Below are 21,462 nucleotides of genomic sequence, written 5' to 3' on the forward strand. Positions count from 1 at the left end.
AGGGAATGAAGGTATTGATAATCGGTAGTGGTGGTAGGGAGCACACCATCGCGTGGAAGCTACAGCAAAGCCCTTTGGTCACAGAAATATTCTGTGCCCCTGGCAATGCCGGTACAACCCAAATCGCTACAAATGTAGAAATCAATAGCAATGATATGGATCAACTGGTGGAATTTGCTGAAAGAAATGCCATTGACTTAACCGTTGTAGGTCCAGAAGAGCCTTTGGTCAATGGGATTGTAGACAAATTTAGAGAGAAAAATCTAAGCATCATCGGACCGGATAAAAATGGAGCACAGCTAGAAGGAAGCAAAGCGTTTGCAAAAGCTTTTATGGACAAATATCATATTCCAACCGCAAAATATGATGAAGTTCATACTTTGGAAGAAGGGATTGCTGCTCTTGAAAAATATTCCTATCCAGTAGTTGTGAAGGCAGACGGTCTAGCAGCTGGTAAAGGGGTGTTTATTTGTGAAAGTAAAGAAGAAGCTGCTGCTGCAATGAAGGAATTGTTAGAGGATCAAATCCTTGGGGATGCTGGAAAAGATGTGGTGATTGAAGAATTTTTATCCGGCATCGAGACCTCCATTCTATGTTTTGTAGATGGAAAAACAATCGTTCCGATGGTCAGTAGCCAAGACCATAAGAGAGCCTTCGATGGAGATCAGGGACCGAATACAGGGGGAATGGGTACCTACTCTCCGAACTACGTCTATACAGAGGACATTGAAAAGCGGGTAGAGCGTGAGATCCTAGCACCGACTTTGTATGGAATACAGAAGGAAGAAATGGACTATAGGGGGATTGTGTTCATTGGACTGATGATCACGGATCATGGACCAAAGGTTTTAGAATATAATGTTCGTTTTGGGGACCCGGAAACCCAAGTGGTATTGCCTAGATTAGAAACGGATTTGGTCCAGATATTCAATAGCATCATCCATGGGAAATTAGAGGATATGAATATCCAGTGGACAGAAAATGGCGCTGTTTGCGTCATACTAGCTTCTGGTGGATATCCAAACCAATATGAAAAAGGATTAGAGATTACGGGGCTAGAGGAAATGGAAGATTTATTGATATTCCACTCTGGAACAACAATGAGCGGGGGAAAAATGGTGACTGCTGGGGGAAGGGTATTGGGCGTAGTTGCAATTGATAAAAATACAGAAGAAGCTCGGAATAAAGTATATCGCAATATCGATAAAATTAAATTTGAAGGAAGCTTTTACAGAAGGGATATCGGCACCAAATAGTAGGAACTATATATACAAGAATAACCATGGATAAAAGGATACTTCCTTTGAATCCATGGTTATTTCATAAGGAATAGAAAAGTGCTATTTAAAAGCTTCCTTATGTTTTAGTAAAGTAGCTGATTCCATATACTTATCACTGGATGCTATCAGGATTGATAGGATTCGTCAAGGATGCCCACTCATCTTCATAGAATCTACGATATGCCAAAGAATCTACATCCTGGATCATATCTAAGGGCATAACCAAAGCGTTCATGGTCTTTTCTATGATGGGGAACTTCTCCGCATCATAGGTCTCATTAATCAAATCAATGGGGTTTGTATGCTTATTTTTCTCTGTCATTTAGATCACATCCTTATTGTATTAAAATAATTGAATCAACTATTTGTATGTAGTATTTGTAAAAAGCATAATAAATATAAAATTTTATAAATATTTTGACGAAAATAAAGGAATTGTATATAATATGTATAATAGTATATAATTAATATGGAATATTACTTAATAAAAACTTGATGAAGCAGGGGGAAAATGTAATGCAAATCACAATTATTGGCGGCGGTGAAGGCGGAAGTTCTATTTTAAAAACATTTATGAAAATGAAAGACCTCGAAGTCGTGGGAATAGTTGATATAGATGAGAATGCACCTGGCATACAACTAGCAAAGGAAATAGGCATCAATTATGGTAGTAGTGTGAGGGAGATGTTGTTAAAGAAAACAGATCTTATTGTGGAAGTCACAGGAAGTAATCGAGTATCCGATGAGATAGATATGCACAACGTTCACCAAGCGGAGGTTATCCATAGTGCGGGTGCTAAATTAATGACGCTGCTCGTAAAAAATGAAGAAAAGCTTACGAAGCAACTAGAGATTCAAATGAACGAAATAAGGAATATCAGCTATGTAACGGGAGAAAGTGTAATGAAAATGCATGAGAGCATTACACACACCACATCCCTGAGTGATACCTTAAATGAATTTGCTGATAGAACCATTAAACATGTAAAAGAAACGGATCAAATTATTAAGTTTATTAATAAAATCACGCAACAAACCAATATTCTTGGATTAAATGCTTCTATAGAGGCGGCCAGAGCAGGAGAGCATGGACGGGGTTTCGCTATCGTTGCAAAGGAAGTTCAAAAGCTTGCAACCAATAGTGAGGATTTCACAAAGAAAATTGGGGAGATATTAGGGAAAATCAGTGATGAAATATTCTCCGTTACGAAGGAAATTGAGCAATTAAATACCATCACTCAGAACCAACACCACATGGGTGCAGAGCTACAATCTGCTGTTGCTCAGTTATCAGAATCCTTAAAATAAAGGTTCTTCCCTTGGCTCAGAAACCTTATGGTGCATTCAACTTTCAACACGGCGTAAAGTTTCCAGTGCTTAAAACAATAATAAACAATAAAAAATGATGGATTTTTATGCCATCATTTTTTTATTGCTTATATAAATCAAATTGGATTATCCAGCTATTAGAATGCAGGAATAATCGCACCCTTGTATTTATCATTAATAAAGTTTTTCACTTCAGGGGAAGTCAGCGCTTTGATTAATTTAGTGATATTTTCATCCTTAGAATGCTCCGGCGTTACAACCAATATGTTGGCATAAGGAGAGTCTTCATTTTCTAAAATAAGGGCATCATTTAACGGATTTAGACCGGCTTCTAAAGCATAATTGGTATTGATGACAGAGGCATCTACATCCTCTAAGGATCGAGGCAGCTGTGGGGCCTCTAGTGGTACGAATGTTAATTTTTTTGGATTTTCAACGACATCCTTTTCTGTAGCCTCAAGTCCTGCATTTTCCTTTAATTTGATTAATCCATTTGCTTCAAGAAGAATGAGCGCTCTACCGCCATTGGTAGGGTCGTTTGGAATTGAAATTTTAGCGCCATCTGCAAGTTCGCTGAAATCATTTATTTTTTTAGAATAAAGCCCTAGTGGCTCAACGTGAATTTTGGCAACAGACTCTAGTTTTACTTTATTGCTTGCTATAAAGGACTCCATATAAGGTGCATGTTGGAAAAAGTTTGCATCGATTTCTCCGCCGGAAAGTGCTAGGTTCGGAAGAATATAATCTGTAAACTCTATAATTTTAAGCTCAACGCCTTCTTTTTTTAGAAGCGGTTCTACCACCTTTAGTATTTGTGCGTGCGGTTCAGGTGTAGCACCAACGGTTAGTACAGAAGGCTTATTTTCAGTAGGGGCATCACTATTTGTGTTTGCATTTTCACTTGGTGCTTTACCACAGCTTGTTAGAACAAGAGATACAGTAAGAATTCCGATCAACCAGAATAGAATATTTTTTTTGTTGTTTTTCATTGAACTTCCTCCTTGTTTTTTTATGATTTATGGAGAATTATAATCATTTAAAACTATAATTTTCCTCTAGGAAAGTTTCTTGTGAAACTTTTCTTTTATTTCCAGTCTACGTTTAATTTTTCTAGGCTCACCTCCTGCTCTATATAATAAAAACCCTCTTTCAAATGAAAGAGGGCACTTAATAAACGTAAAAATTAGGCTTCCTCTCTCATCTCTCAACACAAAAATGTTGCTGGAATTAGCACCTTCGACAAATGTCGTGGTTGCCGGGTTTCAACGGGCCAGTCCCTCCACCGCTCTCGATAAGAGTTTTTACTATTAAATTAATAAGGATTATATTACTTTTCGAATGGAATGTCAATACTAAATTTTGATAGAAAATTATAAATGTTCCATTAGGGCTCATTTATAATTTCCTATCAATTTCTTACGGGTTTTTCTTATCTAAGGAAAAGGCTTGGTGTAAAAGCTTGAGGGTGCTGGTTTCATCACAAGAGTTTACGAGCAGAGAAATTGTTGAATGAGAATCGGAGCTTTGTAGAATTGGAATCTTCTCTTTAGACAGCGCTGTAACGATGGTGGCCATTACACCAGGAATACCGGCAATCCGATTGCCAACTGCTGTGACTTTACTACAGGCTCTTGTGAGGGTGTATTGCACCTGAAAGCTTTGAAGGATCTCTTCAACCAAATCTGATTTATCGTCATCTACAGTAAAAACCTTTTGATTAATAAAAAAATTGATCATGTCGATACTGATGCCTGCCTCAGCTAGAGCTGTAAATAAAGCATTCTCTGATTCTAAATACTCCTCTGTGAGGATACATACCTGTGAAATACGACTCTTGCTGGTAATTGCTGTTAATAAGTTATTGGCATCATGCCTTGTGGAGTATAAGTCTTTCCCCGTATATTTACAGTGATGAATTCTAGTGCCTGGATGGGAAGACATCGTATTTTTAATCTTTATAAGAAGACTGCCTTTCTTTGCGATTTCTACAGCCCTGGGGTGTATGACTTTAGCACCCTTTTCTGCCATTTGAAAGACTTCATCATAGCTTAGCTCATCGATGATTTTAGCATTTGAAACTATGGTAGGATCTGCGGTCATAATACCGTCTACATCCGTATAAATTTCTACACTCTCCGCACAAAGGGCTACACCTAAGGCTACGGCAGTGGTATCGCTGCCACCACGACCTAAAGTCGTAATCTCGCCGTATTCCGTAGCACCTTGGAAGCCTGTGACGATGACGATGGCACCAGCCTTAAGATGCGATAGAATCCGTTCTTCCTCAATTGCCAATATGTCTGCATCGCCAAATACAGAATCTGTTAAAATACCAGCCTGACTACCAGTGAGAATTACAACTTTCTCTCCCATGGACTCAAGACCAGCGCCAAGAAGGGCCGATGAAATAATTTCACCGCAGGACATCATCAAATCCATGGTTTTTAAACTGTGGCCAGAATAGCTGGTGGAGATTAAATCCTTCAGCGTGTCCGTTGCATAAGGTTCGCCTTTTCGTCCCATTGCAGATAAAACCACCACCACACTCTTACCAGATCTCTTACACTCTACTATTTTATTGATGACCATCTTTCTTCTATCCCTAGTAGATACTGACGTTCCACCAAATTTCTGAACAATGATTTTCATAGAAACACCTCGATTGTTATATTCATAGTTGAAAGACTATACATTACAGTATGCGAAAAGAAAGTAAATTGTTATTGCTACAGGAAGTAAATATAAAAATCTGCAATAAAATATCACAAATTTATGATTATTTCATACTATGAATTGAGAAATAAAAAGATATATTGGAAAGTGAGGTGCAGTTATGAGCGAAGCTATGAACAGTGCAAGCGTATTTTCAAATTTATTTGGTAAACAAAGCAGCCTGTTGTTCTTCTTTTTATTGCTAGTGATTATCTTCTTAAACTGCCAAAACTTTAGAGGCTGTGGAGACAGTTTGCTATTCTTCTTCTTACTGCTCGTCGTTTTATTTGGAGGAAAGAATATTTGTTGTAGATAGCAAATAAAAGAATTGTTACAAAAGATGAATATGCAAGTAGAATGGAACAAATATTATTAGGAGGGGTAAATATGTCAAATAACTGCAATGGCGGTATTTTTGGAGGATTGTTAGGAAATAGCTCAAGTTTATTATTTTTCTTCTTATTACTAGTCATTATATTCTGTAACTGTGGAATATTTACTAGTGATAATGCAGATAGCTTACTATTCTTCTTCCTGTTATTGGTTTTATTATTTGGTGGAAGAAGCTTCTGGAATTGCTAATGAGGGTTATAGGAGATGGCAATATTGTCATCTCCTGTTATTTTATGGAGAAACATTACTGAAAGTTTATTTTTTTATTGTAAATTTTTCACAGCCATAAAAAGAATATAGATTAGATCATCAACTCCTGGTTCTCAGGAGCATATTTTTAGGTTAAATAAATTGAAAATTCAAAAAACTAAATAATTCACATTAAAATAATTGCACACAACGAAAGAAACGTGATACAATAATAAAAAATAAGAAACGAAAAAGAATATCGCATTCAATATTCAGAATTCTATTTAGTTTCTACATGATTTATCAAAAAAATAGGGTGTATAAAGGAGGTAGTAAAATGAAATTAACAACGAAAATATTTTTGGGTCTGATAGCAGGTATTATTGTAGGATTATTCTTTACGGGAAACCCAGAAGTGATCAAAACATACGTTTCTCCCATCGGAACTTTATTTCTGAATTTAATTAAGATGATTATCGTTCCTCTCGTATTCTCATCCTTAATCGTTGGGGCGGCAAGTACCGGCGATATAAAAAGTTTAGGAAGAATTGGCGGCAAAACTATGGTATACTTTTTAGGGACGACTGCAGTAGCCATCGTCATTGGTTTAGTTTTAGGTGTAGTGATAAAGCCGGGCGCTGGATTGATCATACCAGCTGGTATTGAAGCAGCTCAGCAGGCAGCACCATCCCTTACGGATACTTTGCTTAATATTGTGCCTGCAAACCCACTGAAGGGTCTCGTAGAAGGAAACATGCTTCAAATTATAACCTTCGCTTTATTCCTAGGAATCGGCCTAACCAGCCTACCAGATGACAAAGGAAAACCGTTCCTAAATTTCTTTGATAGTTTAGCAGAAATTATGTATAAAATTACAGCGTTTATTATGGAATTAGCACCTTTTGGTGTATTTGGTCTAATTGCTCCTGTGGTAGCCAGCAATGGTCCAGCCGTATTGCTACCGCTGATTAAAGTCATTGCTGCAGTCTATATCGGATGTGTACTCCATGCACTTATTGTGTATGCACCTGCTGTAAGGGCTTTTGCAAAAATTAATCCCATGGCGTTCTTCAAGGGTGTTGCTCCGGCTGCAATTACAGCCTATACAACCAGTAGCAGTTCTGGAACACTACCAATCACCATACGATCAGTGAAAGAGAACTTTCATGTATCCGATAAAATAGCCAGCTTTGTTCTTCCGCTGGGCGCTACAGTAAACATGGATGGAACAGCCCTTTACCAAGGTGTATGTGCTTTATTCATAGCCCAAGCCTATGGCATTACTTTAACCATGCCGCAGCTGGTAACCATCATTCTTACAGCCACATTAGGATCCATCGGTACTGCAGGGGTTCCTGGAGCTGGCATGATTATGCTAACCGTTGTTTTAAATTCTGTGGGATTGCCTTTGGAAGGCATTGCTTTAATTGCTGGAATCGATAGAGTATTAGATATGGCGAGAACTTGTATTAACGTTGTTGGTGATACATCCGCCGCTTTAGTAGTAGCAGCATCCGAAAATGAAATAGAAATACCAAAAGCGGAAACTGTATAAGTCATATTGAGCATTCAGAGTAATTAATACTATTCTGAATGCTAATAATTTGTGTATAATAGTATCATACTAGAATGATAGGACAGTAGGAGGTGCATAAAATGAATCGAACATTAGGGATCATCGGTGGCATGGGACCCTTAGCTACTGCAAATTTATTTAATAAAATTGTGTTAAAGACAGAGGCAAAGTCTGACCAAGATCATATTCATATTCTGATTGATAACAATATAGCCATACCCGATAGAACGGCTTACTTGGTAGGCGATGGAGATAATCCTTTAGAGGAACTTGTAAAATCTGCAAAGCGGTTAGAAAACATGGGCGCTGACTTTTTAATTATGCCATGCAATACGGCTCATTATTTTTATCAGGAAATTAAGGACGTCATCAACATAGCATTTTTAAATATGATTGAGGAAACCGTAATGCATATTAAAGAAAAATATCCAACCAGTAAAAAAGTAGGATTGTTAGCCACAGATGGTACAGTTCAATCAAAAATCTATGACCTATATTTTAATAAAGAAAATATAGAGATGATCAATCTGGACGAAAACAGTCAAAAGTCCATCATGAATATCATATACAGTGTAAAAGCAGGAAAAAATCAAATTCCGTTGGAGGATATCTACAGTGCCATAGATGAACTGAAAGGTAAAGGGGCAGACGTAGTGATCCTAGGATGTACGGAGCTTTCTGTAGTGAATGAAAAACATGATTTAAAAGGAAATATTGTGGATGCGCTCAATATAATTACAGAGACAGCCATACAATTTGCAGGGAAAAAGGTAGCCAGCAAATAAGAAGAATCCTTGAATTTAGATTAAAGCTAAGATTCAAGGATTTTTTTATTGCAGTATAAATAAATTTTGTAGGGGGTACAAATACGTAGCAGTATAATTCTGTATCTATAAAATTATCGTCATTTTTTAAAATAGAGTGTTCAAATATACTGTTAAAAAAATATCTAAATATACTTTCATTCTTTAATAAAATATGTTATTATTAAGAGGAACTAATACAAGTTAATAATTTAACTTGAATATTAGGACATACGTTGCGTAAGGAAAGAAACGCATTAGAAATATAGAATGATTTGTTTCGATGAAATGACGAAGCTGTAACTAAGGTTTTACGAGTATAAATAATATGGAGGTGTCCTTATGTTTGGAAAAATTGGAACTGGAGAACTTATTTTAATTTTAGGTATTGCTCTTGTTATCTTTGGACCTGCAAAATTACCAGAGCTTGGGAAGGCCTTAGGTAGAGGAATCAATGAATTTAAGTCCCATGCAAATAAAGTTTCAGAAGATGTAAAAGAAGATCCAGAACTAAAAGACAAATAAATGGAATCGATAAAGTCCTAGAAATCTAGGGCTTTATTTTTTTTAAAAAACTCATTTCGAAAATTCGTATTCAAATATGGTATACTATTTTAGAAAAGAAATAATTGAAGAGACCTTAGATCTATATTATGTAGATGGATTAGGTAGATTCAATATATAGAGGGTGAGATATTATGGAGCATCATAAAGAAAATATAAATTCTGTACATAATGAGAAGGAATCTAGATACCATACATTAAATCCAATGCAAAAGAATGCGGTACTAACCACAGAGGGTCCCGTGCTGGTATTGGCAGGAGCTGGGTCTGGAAAAACTCGAGTGCTAACACATCGTATCGCCTACTTGGTGGAGGAAAAAGGCGTGTCCCCCTACCATATACTGGCCATTACCTTTACCAATAAAGCAGCAAAGGAAATGAAAGAAAGGGTGGAGGCGCTGCTTGGGGACTATCACAGAGATCTATGGGTTAGCACATTCCACTCCTCCTGTGTGCGTATTTTACGAATGGAAATTGATAAATTAGGATATGAAAAGAATTTCGTTATTTACGATACGACGGATCAGCAGGTTTTAATGAAGGATTGCCTAAAGAAATTTAATCTGGACGAAAAACTATTCCAGCCTCGAATGATTTTAAATGAAATTGGCAGAGCCAAGGATTTATTGATTGGCCCCAATGAATATTTAGAGGAGTTCGGCAATGATTTTAGAAATCAAAAAATAGCAGAGATTTATAGACTATATCAGGATCGAATGAAAAGCAACAATGCTCTGGACTTCGATGATTTAATCATGAAAACCGTTCAGCTTTTTCAAACCCATCCGACTGTTCTGAGATATTATCAAAATAAATTTAAATATATATTAGTGGATGAGTTTCAGGATACGAACATGGCCCAGTACACCTTAATCAGTTTACTGGCAAAAAGTCATGGAAACCTTTGTGTTGTAGGGGACGATGACCAGTCCATCTATGGCTGGAGAGGCGCAGATATCCGAAACATTTTAGGCTTTGAGAAGGATTTTCCCAATACACAGGTGGTTAAGCTAGAGCAGAACTATCGATCAACGAAGAGTATTTTAGACGCAGCCAATATGGTAGTGGCAAATAATACCGATCGAAAGTCAAAAAAACTATGGACCGATAATCAGGATGGGGAAATCATACAATACTACCGTGCCAATAACGAATATGATGAGGCAAGCTTTATTTCTGGTACCATCGAAAAGCTTAATGAAGAGGAAAATAGACCGTACTCAGAGTTTGCCATTCTATATCGTACCAATGCACAGTCCCGTGCCCTAGAGGAAATGCTGATGAAAAGAGCCATCCCTTATAAAATTTATAGCGGTACTCGTTTCTACGATCGAAAAGAAATTAAAGATATTTTAGCTTATTTGAGAACCATAGAAAATCCAGTAGATGATGTCAGTGTTAAGAGAATTATCAATGTTCCGAAGAGAGGCATCGGTATTAAAAGCATCGATCGGTTCGATGAATATGCAGAAGGAAAGAACGAAAGCTTCTTTGGTGCCCTTTTGCATGTGGATCAGATGCCGGACCAGTCCACGAGAGTAAAGGTGCAGACCAATAAATTTACAGAATTAATTCAATCCCTAAGGGATCGACAGGATGAAATGTCCGTTACGGATATCGTTAAGGAGATCTATGAAAAAACAGGATATATCGATGCTTTAATGGCAGAAGATAAAATAGAAGCAGAAAGCCGAATTGAAAACCTTCAAGAGTTTTTATCCGTAACGAAGGATTTCGACGAAAACTCCGAAGTAAAAACATTGGAGGAATTTTTAGCGAGAACATCCTTAGAAACCACCTTGGATGAAAATGATGAAGAAAATACGGTGACCTTAATGACACTACACAGTGCCAAGGGTCTAGAATTCCCTGTAGTTTTTATACCTGGAATGGAGGAAAGTATCTTCCCTTCTGCCATGTCACTTCAGGAAAATAATCTAGAAGAAGAGCGAAGACTTTGCTACGTTGGGATTACTAGAGCGAGAGAGAAGTTATATATGAGTCATGCTATGACGAGAACCTTGTACGGTAGAACCAATGCGAATCCTATTTCCAGATTTCTAGGAGAAATTCCAGAAGAATTGATTCAGATCGACAGGCCGTATAATCGGAAGCGGGATCTGAAAGAGATGCAGACTTCTCCTTTATTTACAGGGGCCATGATGCATCAAAAAAAGGGAAATGCAAATAGTATCAATAGCGATGCAATTAAAGCTGGAAACAAGGTGAAGCACCCAAAATTCGGGGTAGGTACAGTGGTTTCTGTAGCCGGTGAAATGCTGACCATTGCTTTCCCAAATTCAGGAATTAAGAAAATTGCATCCACCTTCATTCAGCTTGAAATTATGGATTAGCAAAAATGGGAAAATACCTTCCTAGAAGAGTGGATGGCAGGTATATTGAAAATTTTAAGGAGGGAATAGGACGATGGGTTCTATGGAAAGACTCAGACAGCTGGTGGATATCTTAAATGAATATAGCTATCAATACTATGTTTTAGATGAACCAGTAGTTAGTGATAAGGAATATGACCAACTTTACGATGAATTAGTTCTATTAGAAAAAGAGCTCAATACGGTACTAGAGGACTCTCCAACCATAAGAGTAGGGGGGGATGTGCTGAAAAACTTTAAGGCACACAATCATTTGGCGCCCCTATGGAGCTTAGATAAATGCAAGACACCAGAGGAACTGATTTCATGGGACTTAAGAGTCCGAAGGCTGCTGGAGGGAAGTGGGGTTCCTATAGAATACGTGATGGAATATAAATTTGATGGATTAACCCTCAACCTTACCTACAACAATGGACAGCTCGTGCAGGCTGCCACGAGAGGAAATGGCACAACTGGAGAGGGTATTTTAGAGCAAGTGAAGACCATTAAAACCATTCCACTGACCATTCCTCACAAAGGAAGAATTGAAGTCCAGGGAGAAGGATTAATGGGACTCTCCGTCCTAGCGGCATATAATAAAACGGCTTTAGAGCCCTTAAAGAACCCTCGAAATGCAGCAGCAGGTGCTCTTCGAAATTTAGACCCAAAGGTGACTGCGAAGCGAAAATTAAGTGCTTTTTGTTATAATGTTGGATTCTATGAAGGCATAGACTTTAATACCCATATGGAGATCCTAGCGTTTCTGAAAGCAAATAAATTTCCGGTGAGCAATTATACGAAAAAATTCCATACCATTCATCAGGTTATTGAGGAGATTGAAACAATAGGAGAACAGGTAAAGTCCTTAGATTTTTTAACGGATGGATTGGTAATTAAAGTGAACCATATGGAAGCAAGAAGACTTCTAGGATATACACAGAAATTTCCACGTTGGGCCATGGCATTTAAGTTTGAAGCAGAAGAAATGACCACAGAGCTAAAGGATGTCATTTGGCAGGTAGGTAGAACTGGAAAACTAACGCCAGCGGCAGTTTTAGAGCCCATCGATATTGGTGGTGTCACTGTAAGTCGTGCCACTCTAAATAACTGGGAGGATATTCAGCGTAAGAAAGTAAAAATAGGCTGTAGGGTTTGGATTCGAAGATCTAACGATGTGATCCCTGAGATTATGGGCTCCATTGAAGAAACCTTAGAAGGTGCAATGGATATTGAAAAGCCACAGCACTGTCCAGCCTGTCACAGTGAAGTGGTGGAGAGAGGTGCGCATATTTTCTGTCCCAATTCGCTATCCTGTAAGCCACAGCTGGTATCTCGAATTGTGCACTATGCCAGCAGAGATGCCATGGACATCGTAGGCTTTAGTGAGAAAACGGCAGAGCAGCTATTTGAGGAATTGAATTTAAGGGATTTAGCAGATCTATATGAAATTAAATATGAGGATTTAATAAAGCTACCTCGCTTTGGTGATAAGAAAGCAAGAAATCTCTTAGAAGCCATTGAAAATAGTAAAAACTGCAAATTAGATTCCTTTGTATATGCCTTGGGCATCCCCAACGTGGGGAGAAAGACAGCTACAGACCTTGCAAAGCATTATAAATCCTTCCAAGCCATCCAAGAAGCAGAGTTTCAAGAGCTGATTACGCTTCCAGATGTAGGGGATATTGTGGCACAGAGCATCATTGACTTTTTTGAGGACGAAGAAATAAAGAAAAGTGTGAATCGATTGATCAATGAAGGCATTCGGCCTCTCTTTAAAGAAGTAGAACAACAGGAAAATATATTCCTAGGAAAGACTGTCGTTGTAACGGGTACCTTAGAGAAATATGGACGGAAAGAGATCAAAGAGCTTCTAGAAAAATTGGGTGCAAAGGTGACTGGAAGCGTCAGCAAAAATACAGATTTTCTTTTGGCTGGTGAAGCAGCAGGGTCGAAGCTAGAGAAGGCAATGGAAATTATAGCGTCTGGCGTGGAGACCAGTTTAAGGATTATCTCAGAAGCTGAATTTGAAGCCATGCTTTAGAAATATGTAAAAAAAGGAGGTTGATGAATATTCATCCCTCCATTTTTTCTAATGATGTCTATGCCCAGAAACTTCTTCCTCCAAATAGTATTACAAGTAGCAAGAAGAAGAAAAGTAAACTATCGTTAGAGCCCTTGAAAATACCACAGTTACAGAATATGATCACTAACAATAAAAAGAAAAACAATAAGCTGCTATTATTGTTAAAGATACCACCTAATACTGAATTTGACATAGAATTCACCTCCTTAATAGGATATCGATTATCTTTTTCTTAATTTATAATATGAAGCATCGGTGAAAGTGTGCTTTTATTCAGTAAGGAATTTATAGTATTGCATTTTAAAATGGGAAAAGAAAAGGGGGAACTTTCTTTGAAGGGAATAAAAAAAATAGGATACGTCAGTATTGGTATATTATTATCCATGGTGCTCTTACTCACCTCTGTAGAGCTGGTAGCTTTTCATATGGACCATTACAGGGCATCCTTTGAAAAGTATAAGATTACAGAAGCCACAGGAATGAATATGGAAAACCTAGAGCATACCATGGGGGACGTTTTAAAATATTTTAAAGATGATCGAGTGGAATTGGACACAAGAGCGGTGATTCATGGAGAAGAGCAACCCGTATTTGGAGAAAGAGAAATCTCTCATATGGTGGATGTGAAAGCACTTTTTGTTCAAGGAAGATTCATCAGAAACAGTGGGGTGCCCCTGATATTGATCATAGCCCTCATCTTGATCAAAATAGATAAAGATTGGAGAAAAGGATTTGCTAAAACACTTTTATATACTTCCATTGCCAATATAGGGCTTTTAGTTATGCTGCTGATATTGATGAAAATTGATTTCTATAAGTATTTTACGTACTTCCATCTAATATTTTTCAGCAATGATCTATGGATATTGGACCCAACAACCGATGTATTGATCCAGATGGTTCCCGAAGAGTTTTTTTATAGCACGGCAGTTAAAATCATCGTTTATTTTGTTGGCAGTCTGTTGGTTTTAGGCACTGCTGGTGGATACTATCTCAAAAAGAGAACAAAATAATCACCATCTTTCTCTTCCTTCATATCATAAATTATTAGAGGAAATTTGCTTCTAACTTGATATTGGGGAGGAGGAAAATAATGATAGAACTAACTTTAGTACATTGGGTTTACGTTATTGTAGTTTTAGTAGTCCTTGGAACAATGATACTTCGGCGAGATACCCTAATACCGTGTATCTTAGGAATCTTCATCATGGGATTGGCAGCAAATCAAGGAATTGTTGGAGCCATAGGAGGCATCTTTAATTCCTTCGTAGTTGCTGGGATTGAGCTAATAGGGATCATATTTATTATTTCGGTCATTGTATCCATGTCGAAGCTACTAGAAGATCTTGGTGCCAATCAACTCATGGTAAAGCCTATTACAAAGCTGATTAAGACGCCAAACCAAGCCTTTTGGTTTATTGGAATGGTTATGCTTCTAGTATCATGGTTCTTCTGGCCATCCCCTGCGACCGCTCTCGTTGGTGCGGTATTATTACCAGTGGGGCTAAAGGTAGGGCTACCAGCCATCGGTGCCGCCGTTGCAATCAACTTATTTGGTCACGGCTTAGCCCTATCCAGTGACCTTGTGATTCAAGGTGCATTGACGATTACAGCAAGTACAGCAGGTGTAGCAGTGACAGAGCTTTCTAGAAAAGGATTGCCTTTGTTTGCAGTCATGGCTGTTGTTACGATTACAACGGCTTATATTATGCTAAAAAGAGATATAAAAAATGGAACCTTAGAGGTTACGAATGACTTGATGGATAGAGAGCATAAAGAGGACCGTAAGACCAGTCCCGTTGCCAGGATTGCGGCGTATATTGTACCCCTAGCCTTCGGGATGGATATCTTAGCCATGTTCCTATTTGGATTAACTGGTGGGGATGCTACGGCTTTAATTGGAGGAACCGCAGTTTTAATGCTCATCGTTCTATGCGTACTGGAATATAAATCCAAGGCATTAGAGCATATCACGAATTATATTAAATCTGGCTTTGTATTTGGCATCGAAATATTTGGACCGATTATTCCAATCGCAGCATTTTTCTACATGGGAGATTTGAATTCTTTTGTAAAGGTCATGGGTGCTGGAGGATTGCCAGCAACATCCCAAGGGATTTTAGCAGACCTTGGAACAGCTTTAGCTTCTGTAGCGCCAATGAATCGACCGACGGTTGCAATTATGGAAATGGGAATTAGTGGATTGACAGGTCTTGATGGCTCTGGTTTTTCGGGTCTATCCTTATCGGGCGCTATTGCAAAAGTCTTTGGTACTGCCATCAATGGAAGCGTGGCCGTACTAGCAGCACTGGGGCAAATTGGCGCTATTTGGGTGGGTGGCGGAACCATCGTTCCGTGGAGCTTAATTCCCGCGGCAGCAATTTGTAATGTATCGCCTATGGAATTAGCGCGCAGAAACTTTATTCCAGTCATTGTCGGTTTAATCTGCACCACCATCGTTGCCATGTTCTTAATTTAATAGGAATTTAAGCCCATCGACCCTATATAGGAAAGGATGGGCTTAAATTTTAAGTATTTCACTTCCTTTTTTCTGTCCCCTCCTTTTTATCTTTAAAATATACACATCCTTGATCCTGCACATTGGATATTGAGGTTACATGAGTTAAGGTACATTCTCCCTCTTTCTCATAAAAACAAGGACTCGTACACTGAATCATGGTCATAAAAACCACCTCCTGTATATATTTTGTATTAAACAGTCCACTAAAATCCCATGTAATTATTGCTATTTATTATGGTATAATATTTCTTATAGTAAATAGGAAAGTTCTACTTATCATATGTTCTCAAGAAGAACTTTACCATAAATGAGTTTCAAAAGAAGCTTCCTTTGAACGCTCCTATAGAAGCTTTTTTTATCAACATCAAGGATAGGTGATACATGTGGAAATAGGGAAGGTACCAACAGAAGTTTTAAAAGAAGTTATTTTTTCTAATCTTAAAAATAGACGACCAGAAGTTTTAGTAAGACCGAATATTGGGGAGGATTGTGCCGTTGTAGATTTTGGGGACTACGTTTGTGTAATGAGTACAGATCCCATTACTGGAGCAGCGAAGGATATCGGTAGTTTAGCCGTTCATATTTCCTGTAATGATATTGCATCTAGTGGGGTAGAGCCATTGGGGATCATGCTGACCATTATGGCACCGCCCCATACGACGAAAGAAGATTTAAGTCTTGTTATGTCTGAAGCGAATAAAGCCGCAGCTTCTGTCAACGTGGAAATCATAGGAGGTCATACTGAAATCACAGATGCCGTCAATCGAATGATCATCAGCGCTACGGCCATAGGCAGACAGCTGAAGGAAAAATTAGTACTCTCAGAAGGTGCAAAAATAGACGATGCAGTTTTTATGACGAAATATACTGGACTTGAAGGCACTGCTATTATTGCTCGAGATTTAGAAGAAAAATTGAAAGAAAAAATAAGTGATGCCACCATTCAAACGGCACAAGAATTTTTAAAGGATATCAGTGTGGTGAAAGAAGGAATTACAGCAGGTGAAGTAGGGGTGCACAGCATGCACGATGTTACAGAAGGTGGCATTTTTGGTGCTCTATGGGAGTTAGGAGAGGCCTCCGGTATAGGCATCGAGATATACGAAGATCAGATCCCAATGAGACCTGAGACCTTAGAAATTTGTCACTATTTATCCATCGATCCCATGCGATTGATTTCCAGTGGTGTCATGGTAATGACCATTGCACAGGATAAGAAAGAGGCGTTGATGGAGGCTTTTAAAAGAGAAAATTTAATCCTTACAGAAATTGGAAGGATGGTTGAAAAAGATCGGATCATCATCTCAGCGGCCAAGGGAATCCGAGCGCTAGATCCACCGGATGTAGATGAATTGTATAAGGCTTTCGAAAATTAAAGTGTAGACAAGGAAGGGAAGATTCCCTTCCTTTTATCTGACATAAATCAGACAAAAAATACGATTTTATTACATCTTAATTACAAATTTCACTGGTTTATTACATCTTAATTACAAATCGCCAGATTCGTTGACATAAGATTTTGCATAGTGATATAAATAATAGTAAGAAGGATGGATTCCTTAGGAAGCAAGGAAAATTTTTGAAATAAAATAGGGGGCGAACAAATGAGGAAACTAATTTCCAGCTTATTGGTAGCAATCATCATCATTTCTTCCTTTTCTATTTCTTTTGCAAATCAATCGATGGATAAGATTTCATTAAAAGAAAACGGAATTGGTAGAAACTTTCAGGTAGTAAATATTAAGGTAGACGGCAAGGCAGTAAAATCCGCAGATGTGCCTCCTGTTATTTATCCATTGAATAATCAAGGAAGGACCTTAGTACCCCTTAGGATGATCATCGATCATTTTGGGGATAAGCTCAATGCTGATATTGAGTGGGACGGTACAAATAATCAGGTAAAGATCATAACAAAGGATAAGGAAATCCTTTTAAAGATTGATAGTGCCGTTGCTACAGTAAACGGAGTAGCTAAAAACCTGCCAGATAATGTGCCAGCAAAGCTTCTTGCAATCGGAAGCAACGGAAGAACCATGGTACCGATTCGTTTCTTTGCAGAGGAATTGGGACTTACTGTGAAATGGGATGATAAGACGTGGACTGCATCCATCGATATTCCAGAACAGACTGGAGGAAAAAATCCAGAGGAGAAACCGGAAGAAAAACCACCAGTGATAGGTACTGTCAGCGTTACGGATATTAAGGTAGAAACAAATGGCGCCATACCAAAAATTCGTATTAAAACTTCTGGAAAGGTTTCCTATAAAGAGCTGAAATTGGTGAATCCAGATCGTTTGGTTATTGATTTTGAGAACACCATCTTCGATATTGGCGATCGAACCGCCCTTGAACCCAATGGTACTCTACATATTCCAACGAACAACGATTTAATAAAAAATGTTCGAATGTCACAGTTCAATAACAATCCATTTATCACTAGAATTGTAATGGAATTAGGGAAGACCACAGCGTACCAAGTAACATATGATGAACAAAAGGGAGAAATCATCATCGATTTTCCAAATTATATTCGAAGCATTAAGAGAGAAGTCATGAACGCAAAAGAAGTCATTGTTATAGATGGAGACTATTTAGAAGATTATAGCATTATGAAATTAAACAATCCAGACCGTGCAGTGATTGACATTACAGGTGGCATATTACATGATGCTTTTAAAAGTAAAACGATGAATGTAGATGGAAGAGCAGCGAAGACTGTGAGAGTATCTCAGCATAATGTAGGAAACGATTTAACCGGAGAAAAAACCGTAAGAATTGTTGTAGACCTGCAAGATAACTTAGATACAGAGGAGATTTATGCAGAGGTAGTTAATAATCGGTTGTATTTACATTTAGAAGGAGAGCCTTTGAAGGCTGTTAAGTATGAAGAAACAGGATGGACAACTTCTAAGCTCACGTTCTTAGGCTCTAGAGTTACAAGATACAGCATTCAAAGACAGCAGGGGAACCTAATCGAAATGTCCGTACCAAAGGCTGATATTGAACTAGATGCGATGAACCTTCAAATTGGAGATCACATTGTTAAATCTATGGATATATCTGAAAATAGAGAAGGCAGCGAATACCATATCCGATTAGAGTTACAGGATTCCGTGGAATACCAATTACTTTCATCAGAAAAAACACAGGATTTCGTGCTGAATCTGAACAACAAAGCTGCAAAATACAGGGAAAAACTCATTGTAATTGACCCTGGACATGGTGGAAGTGATCCTGGTACAATCTCGCCGATATCTGGTGCGTATGAGTCCATCGTTGTGCTAGACATTGCTTTAAGGTTGAACCAACTACTGACAGAGGCAGGCTTTAGAACTTATATGACACGTGTGGACAATCTAAGTCCGAATATCAAACTAGAGCTACAGGAGCGTGTGGATGTGGCAGAGCAATTAAAAGCGGATCTATTTGTTAGTGTTCATGCAAATTCTGCTCTTGCATCATCTGCTAGTGGACTTGAAAATTACTACCATTCTACAGATCCAAGGGGTAAGAAGCTAGCAGAAATATTCCAGTCCGAGATGGTTAAAAACGCCAATGTCAATAATAGAGGAGCAAAAGTTGCGGACTTCTTTGTTCTGAGAAATACAACAATGCCATCGGTATTGACGGAGACAGGATTCTTGTCCAATCCAGGAGATGAAGCGAAGCTTGCAAGCAGTCAACATCGACAGCAGCTTGCAGAAGGAATGTTTAAAGGCATCCTGCGATATTTCGAAGAGAACAAATAAATTGGTTCTATATAGTTGAATGAAAAGAGCTGAGTTCTAGGGACTCAGCTCTTTTCACTATCCATAGTCATTATAAAAACTTCAATGGATTTTCAAACAAATCTATTTCTTAAATTTAAGATCTTGATATATAATTCATGGTAGATTTGCGATATAATAATGAAAAAAGAATCTTTGGGAGGAGAAATCATGGAGGCATTATTAGGGTATCTACTGATTTTTGTCGCAAGACTTACCGATGTCAGTATGGCGACGATCCGTATGATCATGGTAGTAAAGGGGAAAAGGGTCATCGCAGCATGTATCGGTTTCGTAGAAGTGAGTATTTATGTCGTTGCAATTGGCAAGGTGCTAAGTGGAATGGATAATCCACTCAACGTACTTGCCTACGCATCTGGATTTGCCACGGGAAATTATGTAGGTATATTTCTAGAAGAAAAGATGGCCCTAGGGAATATCATCGCACAGGTAATTTCGGATTATGAAGTTGAAAAATTGGTTGAAAAACTTAGAAATGTTGGTTTTGGTGTAACTGTAATCGAAGGGTACGGTAGAGAAGGCATAAGATATATACTAAATGTATCTTTGCAAAGAAAGCATTTATCGAGACTCTATCAAACGGTAGAGGAACATGATAAAAAAGCATTCGTTACAGTAACCGATGCCCGTGCCATTCGTGGAGGATATTTTGCCGGTATGAAGAAATAACGAATAGTTACGGATTCTCCTTAATATAATTGCTATATAAACTTTCTTCAAAAAATAGGAAAGTGTAGAGGAATTATAGAATAGGGGGAGGAAGTATATGAGAGTTTTGCGGTACGTGGCTATTTTACTTATAGTAGTATCGGTTGTTTCCTTGGTGGGCTGTAGCTTCTTTAACAGAGAAAAAGAGACAGATGTTAGTTTGATTATTGATACACCCACAATACAGGAAGACGGATTGAGAGAAACAGTTCTTTATTATAAGGATGAAATAGGTCTCATAGTTCCCGTGATGAGAAAGATACCTTGGGAAGAGGGAATTGCAAAAGCTGCAATAAACCAATTGGTTGATGAACCAGCAGTTCGAGATAATCTGTCAAGTATCGGTTTGTTTCCAGTGCTACCTACTGGAACAGAGGTTTTAGAAATGTCCATTAACGATGGATTAGCTAAAGTGGATTTTAATGAAAATATTTTGTCCTATGATACAGATACGGACGAAAAAGCGATTGTACAATCTCTTGTATATACGCTAACCGAATTTGAAGCAATTGATAAAGTGCAACTACTTGTCAATGGAAAAACACTGAATAAACTTTCTTTTGGAACAAAAGTTAAAAATCCCATGGAAAGAGAAAATATTAATCTTAGTTTGGCATTGGAATCGGAAGAATTACCTGTTATCGTGTATTATAAAACCACTACAAATGGGGAGGATTCATTTTTTATCCCAGTAACCAAGGGGGTAAATGCACTAAAAACAGATATTAAAAGTGCTTTAACTGCATTATTGGAAGGTGCACCAGAGGGCACTGGGCTTTACAGTGAATTGCCAGCAGGCGTTGTTCTCAACGATGTTTATGTAAAAGAAGGCGTTGCCTATATGGATTTCAGTAAAGAGATTGAAAACATTCCAGATAATAAAACCCATCAACAGTCCATGGTGTATGAATTAGGGCTCACTCTAAGGGAAATAGAACCAACGATTTCACAGGTTCGTATTTTATCCTCTGGAAAGGAAATTCAATTAAATTCTGATGTAAGTTTAAATCTACCAAAGCATGTCAATCCATATTAACAATAAAGCCGAGATACGCTCTCGGTTTTTTTTATGACCTAACCCAATTTATGCGACCAAAGGGAGTGATAAATTGATGGTAGGTCAAACGCAACGAACACCAAATTT

At 38.0% G+C, this 21,462-nt stretch carries 20 protein-coding genes and 1 riboswitch; of the genes, 15 read left to right on the forward strand and 5 right to left on the reverse strand.

The window, feature by feature from the left end:
* Positions 1–5: 5 nt before the first annotated feature.
* On the forward strand, positions 6–1,256 hold the full coding sequence (gene purD, locus CLOS_RS02805; RefSeq protein WP_012158418.1) for a phosphoribosylamine--glycine ligase: 1,251 nt from the start codon (positions 6–8) through the stop codon (positions 1,254–1,256).
* Positions 1,257–1,392: 136 nt separating this feature from the next.
* Here the strand turns inward: purD and CLOS_RS02810 are convergent, their stop codons facing one another.
* Positions 1,393–1,602, reverse strand: a complete 210-nt coding sequence (locus CLOS_RS02810) for a hypothetical protein (protein ID WP_041718925.1) — start codon at positions 1,600–1,602, stop codon at positions 1,393–1,395.
* Between the two features lie 194 nt (positions 1,603–1,796).
* Here CLOS_RS02810 and CLOS_RS02815 point away from each other — a divergent pair, with 194 nt between their 5' ends.
* Positions 1,797–2,588: a methyl-accepting chemotaxis protein gene (locus CLOS_RS02815; protein WP_012158419.1), complete on the forward strand. Its 792-nt coding sequence runs from the start codon at positions 1,797–1,799 to the stop codon at positions 2,586–2,588.
* 158 nt (positions 2,589–2,746) lie between these two features.
* On the opposite strand, the gene CLOS_RS02820 is transcribed toward CLOS_RS02815, so the two are convergent.
* The gene (locus CLOS_RS02820) at positions 2,747–3,598 is read right to left on the reverse strand and encodes a MetQ/NlpA family ABC transporter substrate-binding protein (protein ID WP_012158420.1); all 852 of its coding nucleotides are present in this window, start codon (positions 3,596–3,598) and stop codon (positions 2,747–2,749) included.
* 205 nt (positions 3,599–3,803) lie between these two features.
* A riboswitch (SAM riboswitch) is annotated at positions 3,804–3,907 on the reverse strand.
* Positions 3,908–4,025: 118 nt separating this feature from the next.
* Positions 4,026–5,258: an aspartate kinase gene (gene dapG, locus CLOS_RS02825; protein WP_012158421.1), complete on the reverse strand. Its 1,233-nt coding sequence runs from the start codon at positions 5,256–5,258 to the stop codon at positions 4,026–4,028.
* A 184-nt stretch (positions 5,259–5,442) separates the two neighbouring features.
* Here dapG and CLOS_RS15475 point away from each other — a divergent pair, with 184 nt between their 5' ends.
* The 7 genes from CLOS_RS15475 (at position 5,443) to ligA (ending at position 13,259) form a co-directional block, all read left to right on the forward strand.
* A complete protein-coding gene (locus tag CLOS_RS15475) occupies positions 5,443–5,637 on the forward strand; it encodes a hypothetical protein (protein ID WP_083757117.1) in 195 nt (64 codons plus the stop codon).
* Positions 5,638–5,708: 71 nt separating this feature from the next.
* Positions 5,709–5,903 (forward strand): hypothetical protein, encoded by a 195-nt coding sequence (locus CLOS_RS02830; RefSeq protein ID WP_041718927.1) that lies wholly within the window; start codon positions 5,709–5,711, stop codon positions 5,901–5,903.
* A gap of 337 nt (positions 5,904–6,240) precedes the next feature.
* Positions 6,241–7,458 carry a dicarboxylate/amino acid:cation symporter gene (locus CLOS_RS02835; protein WP_012158422.1) on the forward strand — a complete coding sequence of 406 codons (1,218 nt, stop codon included), beginning with the start codon at positions 6,241–6,243 and terminating at the stop codon, positions 7,456–7,458.
* Positions 7,459–7,559: 101 nt separating this feature from the next.
* Complete coding sequence (gene cuyB / locus CLOS_RS02840) at positions 7,560–8,264, forward strand: cysteate racemase (protein WP_012158423.1); 705 nt, start codon at positions 7,560–7,562, stop codon at positions 8,262–8,264.
* A gap of 360 nt (positions 8,265–8,624) precedes the next feature.
* Positions 8,625–8,807: a twin-arginine translocase TatA/TatE family subunit gene (locus tag CLOS_RS02845; protein WP_012158424.1), complete on the forward strand. Its 183-nt coding sequence runs from the start codon at positions 8,625–8,627 to the stop codon at positions 8,805–8,807.
* Positions 8,808–8,980: 173 nt separating this feature from the next.
* Positions 8,981–11,200 (forward strand): DNA helicase PcrA, encoded by a 2,220-nt coding sequence (gene pcrA / locus CLOS_RS02850; protein WP_012158425.1) that lies wholly within the window; start codon positions 8,981–8,983, stop codon positions 11,198–11,200.
* Between the two features lie 73 nt (positions 11,201–11,273).
* Entirely contained in the window at positions 11,274–13,259 is a 1,986-nt protein-coding gene (gene ligA / locus CLOS_RS02855) for an NAD-dependent DNA ligase LigA (RefSeq protein ID WP_012158426.1), read from the forward strand.
* A gap of 58 nt (positions 13,260–13,317) precedes the next feature.
* On the opposite strand, the gene CLOS_RS16005 is transcribed toward ligA, so the two are convergent.
* The gene (locus CLOS_RS16005) at positions 13,318–13,494 is read right to left on the reverse strand and encodes a hypothetical protein (RefSeq protein ID WP_198006315.1); all 177 of its coding nucleotides are present in this window, start codon (positions 13,492–13,494) and stop codon (positions 13,318–13,320) included.
* 139 nt (positions 13,495–13,633) lie between these two features.
* Here CLOS_RS16005 and CLOS_RS02865 point away from each other — a divergent pair, with 139 nt between their 5' ends.
* Positions 13,634–14,314, forward strand: a complete 681-nt coding sequence (locus tag CLOS_RS02865; protein WP_242649590.1) for a TIGR01906 family membrane protein — start codon at positions 13,634–13,636, stop codon at positions 14,312–14,314.
* An 80-nt stretch (positions 14,315–14,394) separates the two neighbouring features.
* A complete protein-coding gene (locus CLOS_RS02870) occupies positions 14,395–15,780 on the forward strand; it encodes a hypothetical protein (RefSeq protein ID WP_012158428.1) in 1,386 nt (461 codons plus the stop codon).
* 58 nt (positions 15,781–15,838) lie between these two features.
* Here the strand turns inward: CLOS_RS02870 and CLOS_RS15785 are convergent, their stop codons facing one another.
* Positions 15,839–15,985 (reverse strand): hypothetical protein, encoded by a 147-nt coding sequence (locus CLOS_RS15785; RefSeq protein WP_156774379.1) that lies wholly within the window; start codon positions 15,983–15,985, stop codon positions 15,839–15,841.
* 220 nt (positions 15,986–16,205) lie between these two features.
* On the opposite strand from CLOS_RS15785, the gene CLOS_RS02875 reads away from it, so the two are divergent.
* The 4 genes from CLOS_RS02875 (at position 16,206) to CLOS_RS02890 (ending at position 21,354) form a co-directional block, all read left to right on the forward strand.
* Complete coding sequence (locus CLOS_RS02875; protein ID WP_012158429.1) at positions 16,206–17,198, forward strand: AIR synthase family protein; 993 nt, start codon at positions 16,206–16,208, stop codon at positions 17,196–17,198.
* Positions 17,199–17,426: 228 nt separating this feature from the next.
* The gene (locus CLOS_RS15175) at positions 17,427–19,571 is read left to right on the forward strand and encodes an N-acetylmuramoyl-L-alanine amidase family protein (RefSeq protein ID WP_012158430.1); all 2,145 of its coding nucleotides are present in this window, start codon (positions 17,427–17,429) and stop codon (positions 19,569–19,571) included.
* A gap of 189 nt (positions 19,572–19,760) precedes the next feature.
* Positions 19,761–20,279: a DUF2179 domain-containing protein gene (locus tag CLOS_RS02885; RefSeq protein WP_012158431.1), complete on the forward strand. Its 519-nt coding sequence runs from the start codon at positions 19,761–19,763 to the stop codon at positions 20,277–20,279.
* Between the two features lie 97 nt (positions 20,280–20,376).
* A complete protein-coding gene (locus CLOS_RS02890; protein WP_012158432.1) occupies positions 20,377–21,354 on the forward strand; it encodes a GerMN domain-containing protein in 978 nt (325 codons plus the stop codon).
* Positions 21,355–21,462: the final 108 nt, after the last annotated feature.

Origin of the sequence: Alkaliphilus oremlandii OhILAs (genome assembly GCF_000018325.1) — a bacterium.
In the GTDB taxonomy this organism is placed as follows: domain Bacteria; phylum Bacillota; class Clostridia; order Peptostreptococcales; family Natronincolaceae; genus Alkaliphilus_B; species Alkaliphilus_B oremlandii.

What these genes read in the sequence shown, in the direction of transcription:
- CLOS_RS16005 (WP_198006315.1), bottom strand. Translation starts at nt 13,494, where the DNA reads ATGTCAAATTCAGTATTAGGTGGTATCTTTAACAATAATAGCAGCTTA.
- cuyB (WP_012158423.1), top strand. Translation starts at nt 7,560, where the DNA reads ATGAATCGAACATTAGGGATCATCGGTGGCATGGGACCCTTAGCTACT.
- CLOS_RS02810 (WP_041718925.1), bottom strand. Translation starts at nt 1,602, where the DNA reads ATGACAGAGAAAAATAAGCATACAAACCCCATTGATTTGATTAATGAG.
- CLOS_RS02890 (WP_012158432.1), top strand. Translation starts at nt 20,377, where the DNA reads ATGAGAGTTTTGCGGTACGTGGCTATTTTACTTATAGTAGTATCGGTT.
- dapG (WP_012158421.1), bottom strand. Translation starts at nt 5,258, where the DNA reads ATGAAAATCATTGTTCAGAAATTTGGTGGAACGTCAGTATCTACTAGG.
- CLOS_RS15175 (WP_012158430.1), top strand. Translation starts at nt 17,427, where the DNA reads ATGAGGAAACTAATTTCCAGCTTATTGGTAGCAATCATCATCATTTCT.
- CLOS_RS15475 (WP_083757117.1), top strand. Translation starts at nt 5,443, where the DNA reads ATGAGCGAAGCTATGAACAGTGCAAGCGTATTTTCAAATTTATTTGGT.
- purD (WP_012158418.1), top strand. Translation starts at nt 6, where the DNA reads ATGAAGGTATTGATAATCGGTAGTGGTGGTAGGGAGCACACCATCGCG.
- CLOS_RS02830 (WP_041718927.1), top strand. Translation starts at nt 5,709, where the DNA reads ATGTCAAATAACTGCAATGGCGGTATTTTTGGAGGATTGTTAGGAAAT.
- CLOS_RS02885 (WP_012158431.1), top strand. Translation starts at nt 19,761, where the DNA reads ATGGAGGCATTATTAGGGTATCTACTGATTTTTGTCGCAAGACTTACC.
- CLOS_RS02820 (WP_012158420.1), bottom strand. Translation starts at nt 3,598, where the DNA reads ATGAAAAACAACAAAAAAAATATTCTATTCTGGTTGATCGGAATTCTT.
- CLOS_RS02815 (WP_012158419.1), top strand. Translation starts at nt 1,797, where the DNA reads ATGCAAATCACAATTATTGGCGGCGGTGAAGGCGGAAGTTCTATTTTA.
- CLOS_RS15785 (WP_156774379.1), bottom strand. Translation starts at nt 15,985, where the DNA reads ATGACCATGATTCAGTGTACGAGTCCTTGTTTTTATGAGAAAGAGGGA.
- ligA (WP_012158426.1), top strand. Translation starts at nt 11,274, where the DNA reads ATGGGTTCTATGGAAAGACTCAGACAGCTGGTGGATATCTTAAATGAA.
- CLOS_RS02870 (WP_012158428.1), top strand. Translation starts at nt 14,395, where the DNA reads ATGATAGAACTAACTTTAGTACATTGGGTTTACGTTATTGTAGTTTTA.
- pcrA (WP_012158425.1), top strand. Translation starts at nt 8,981, where the DNA reads ATGGAGCATCATAAAGAAAATATAAATTCTGTACATAATGAGAAGGAA.
- CLOS_RS02835 (WP_012158422.1), top strand. Translation starts at nt 6,241, where the DNA reads ATGAAATTAACAACGAAAATATTTTTGGGTCTGATAGCAGGTATTATT.
- CLOS_RS02845 (WP_012158424.1), top strand. Translation starts at nt 8,625, where the DNA reads ATGTTTGGAAAAATTGGAACTGGAGAACTTATTTTAATTTTAGGTATT.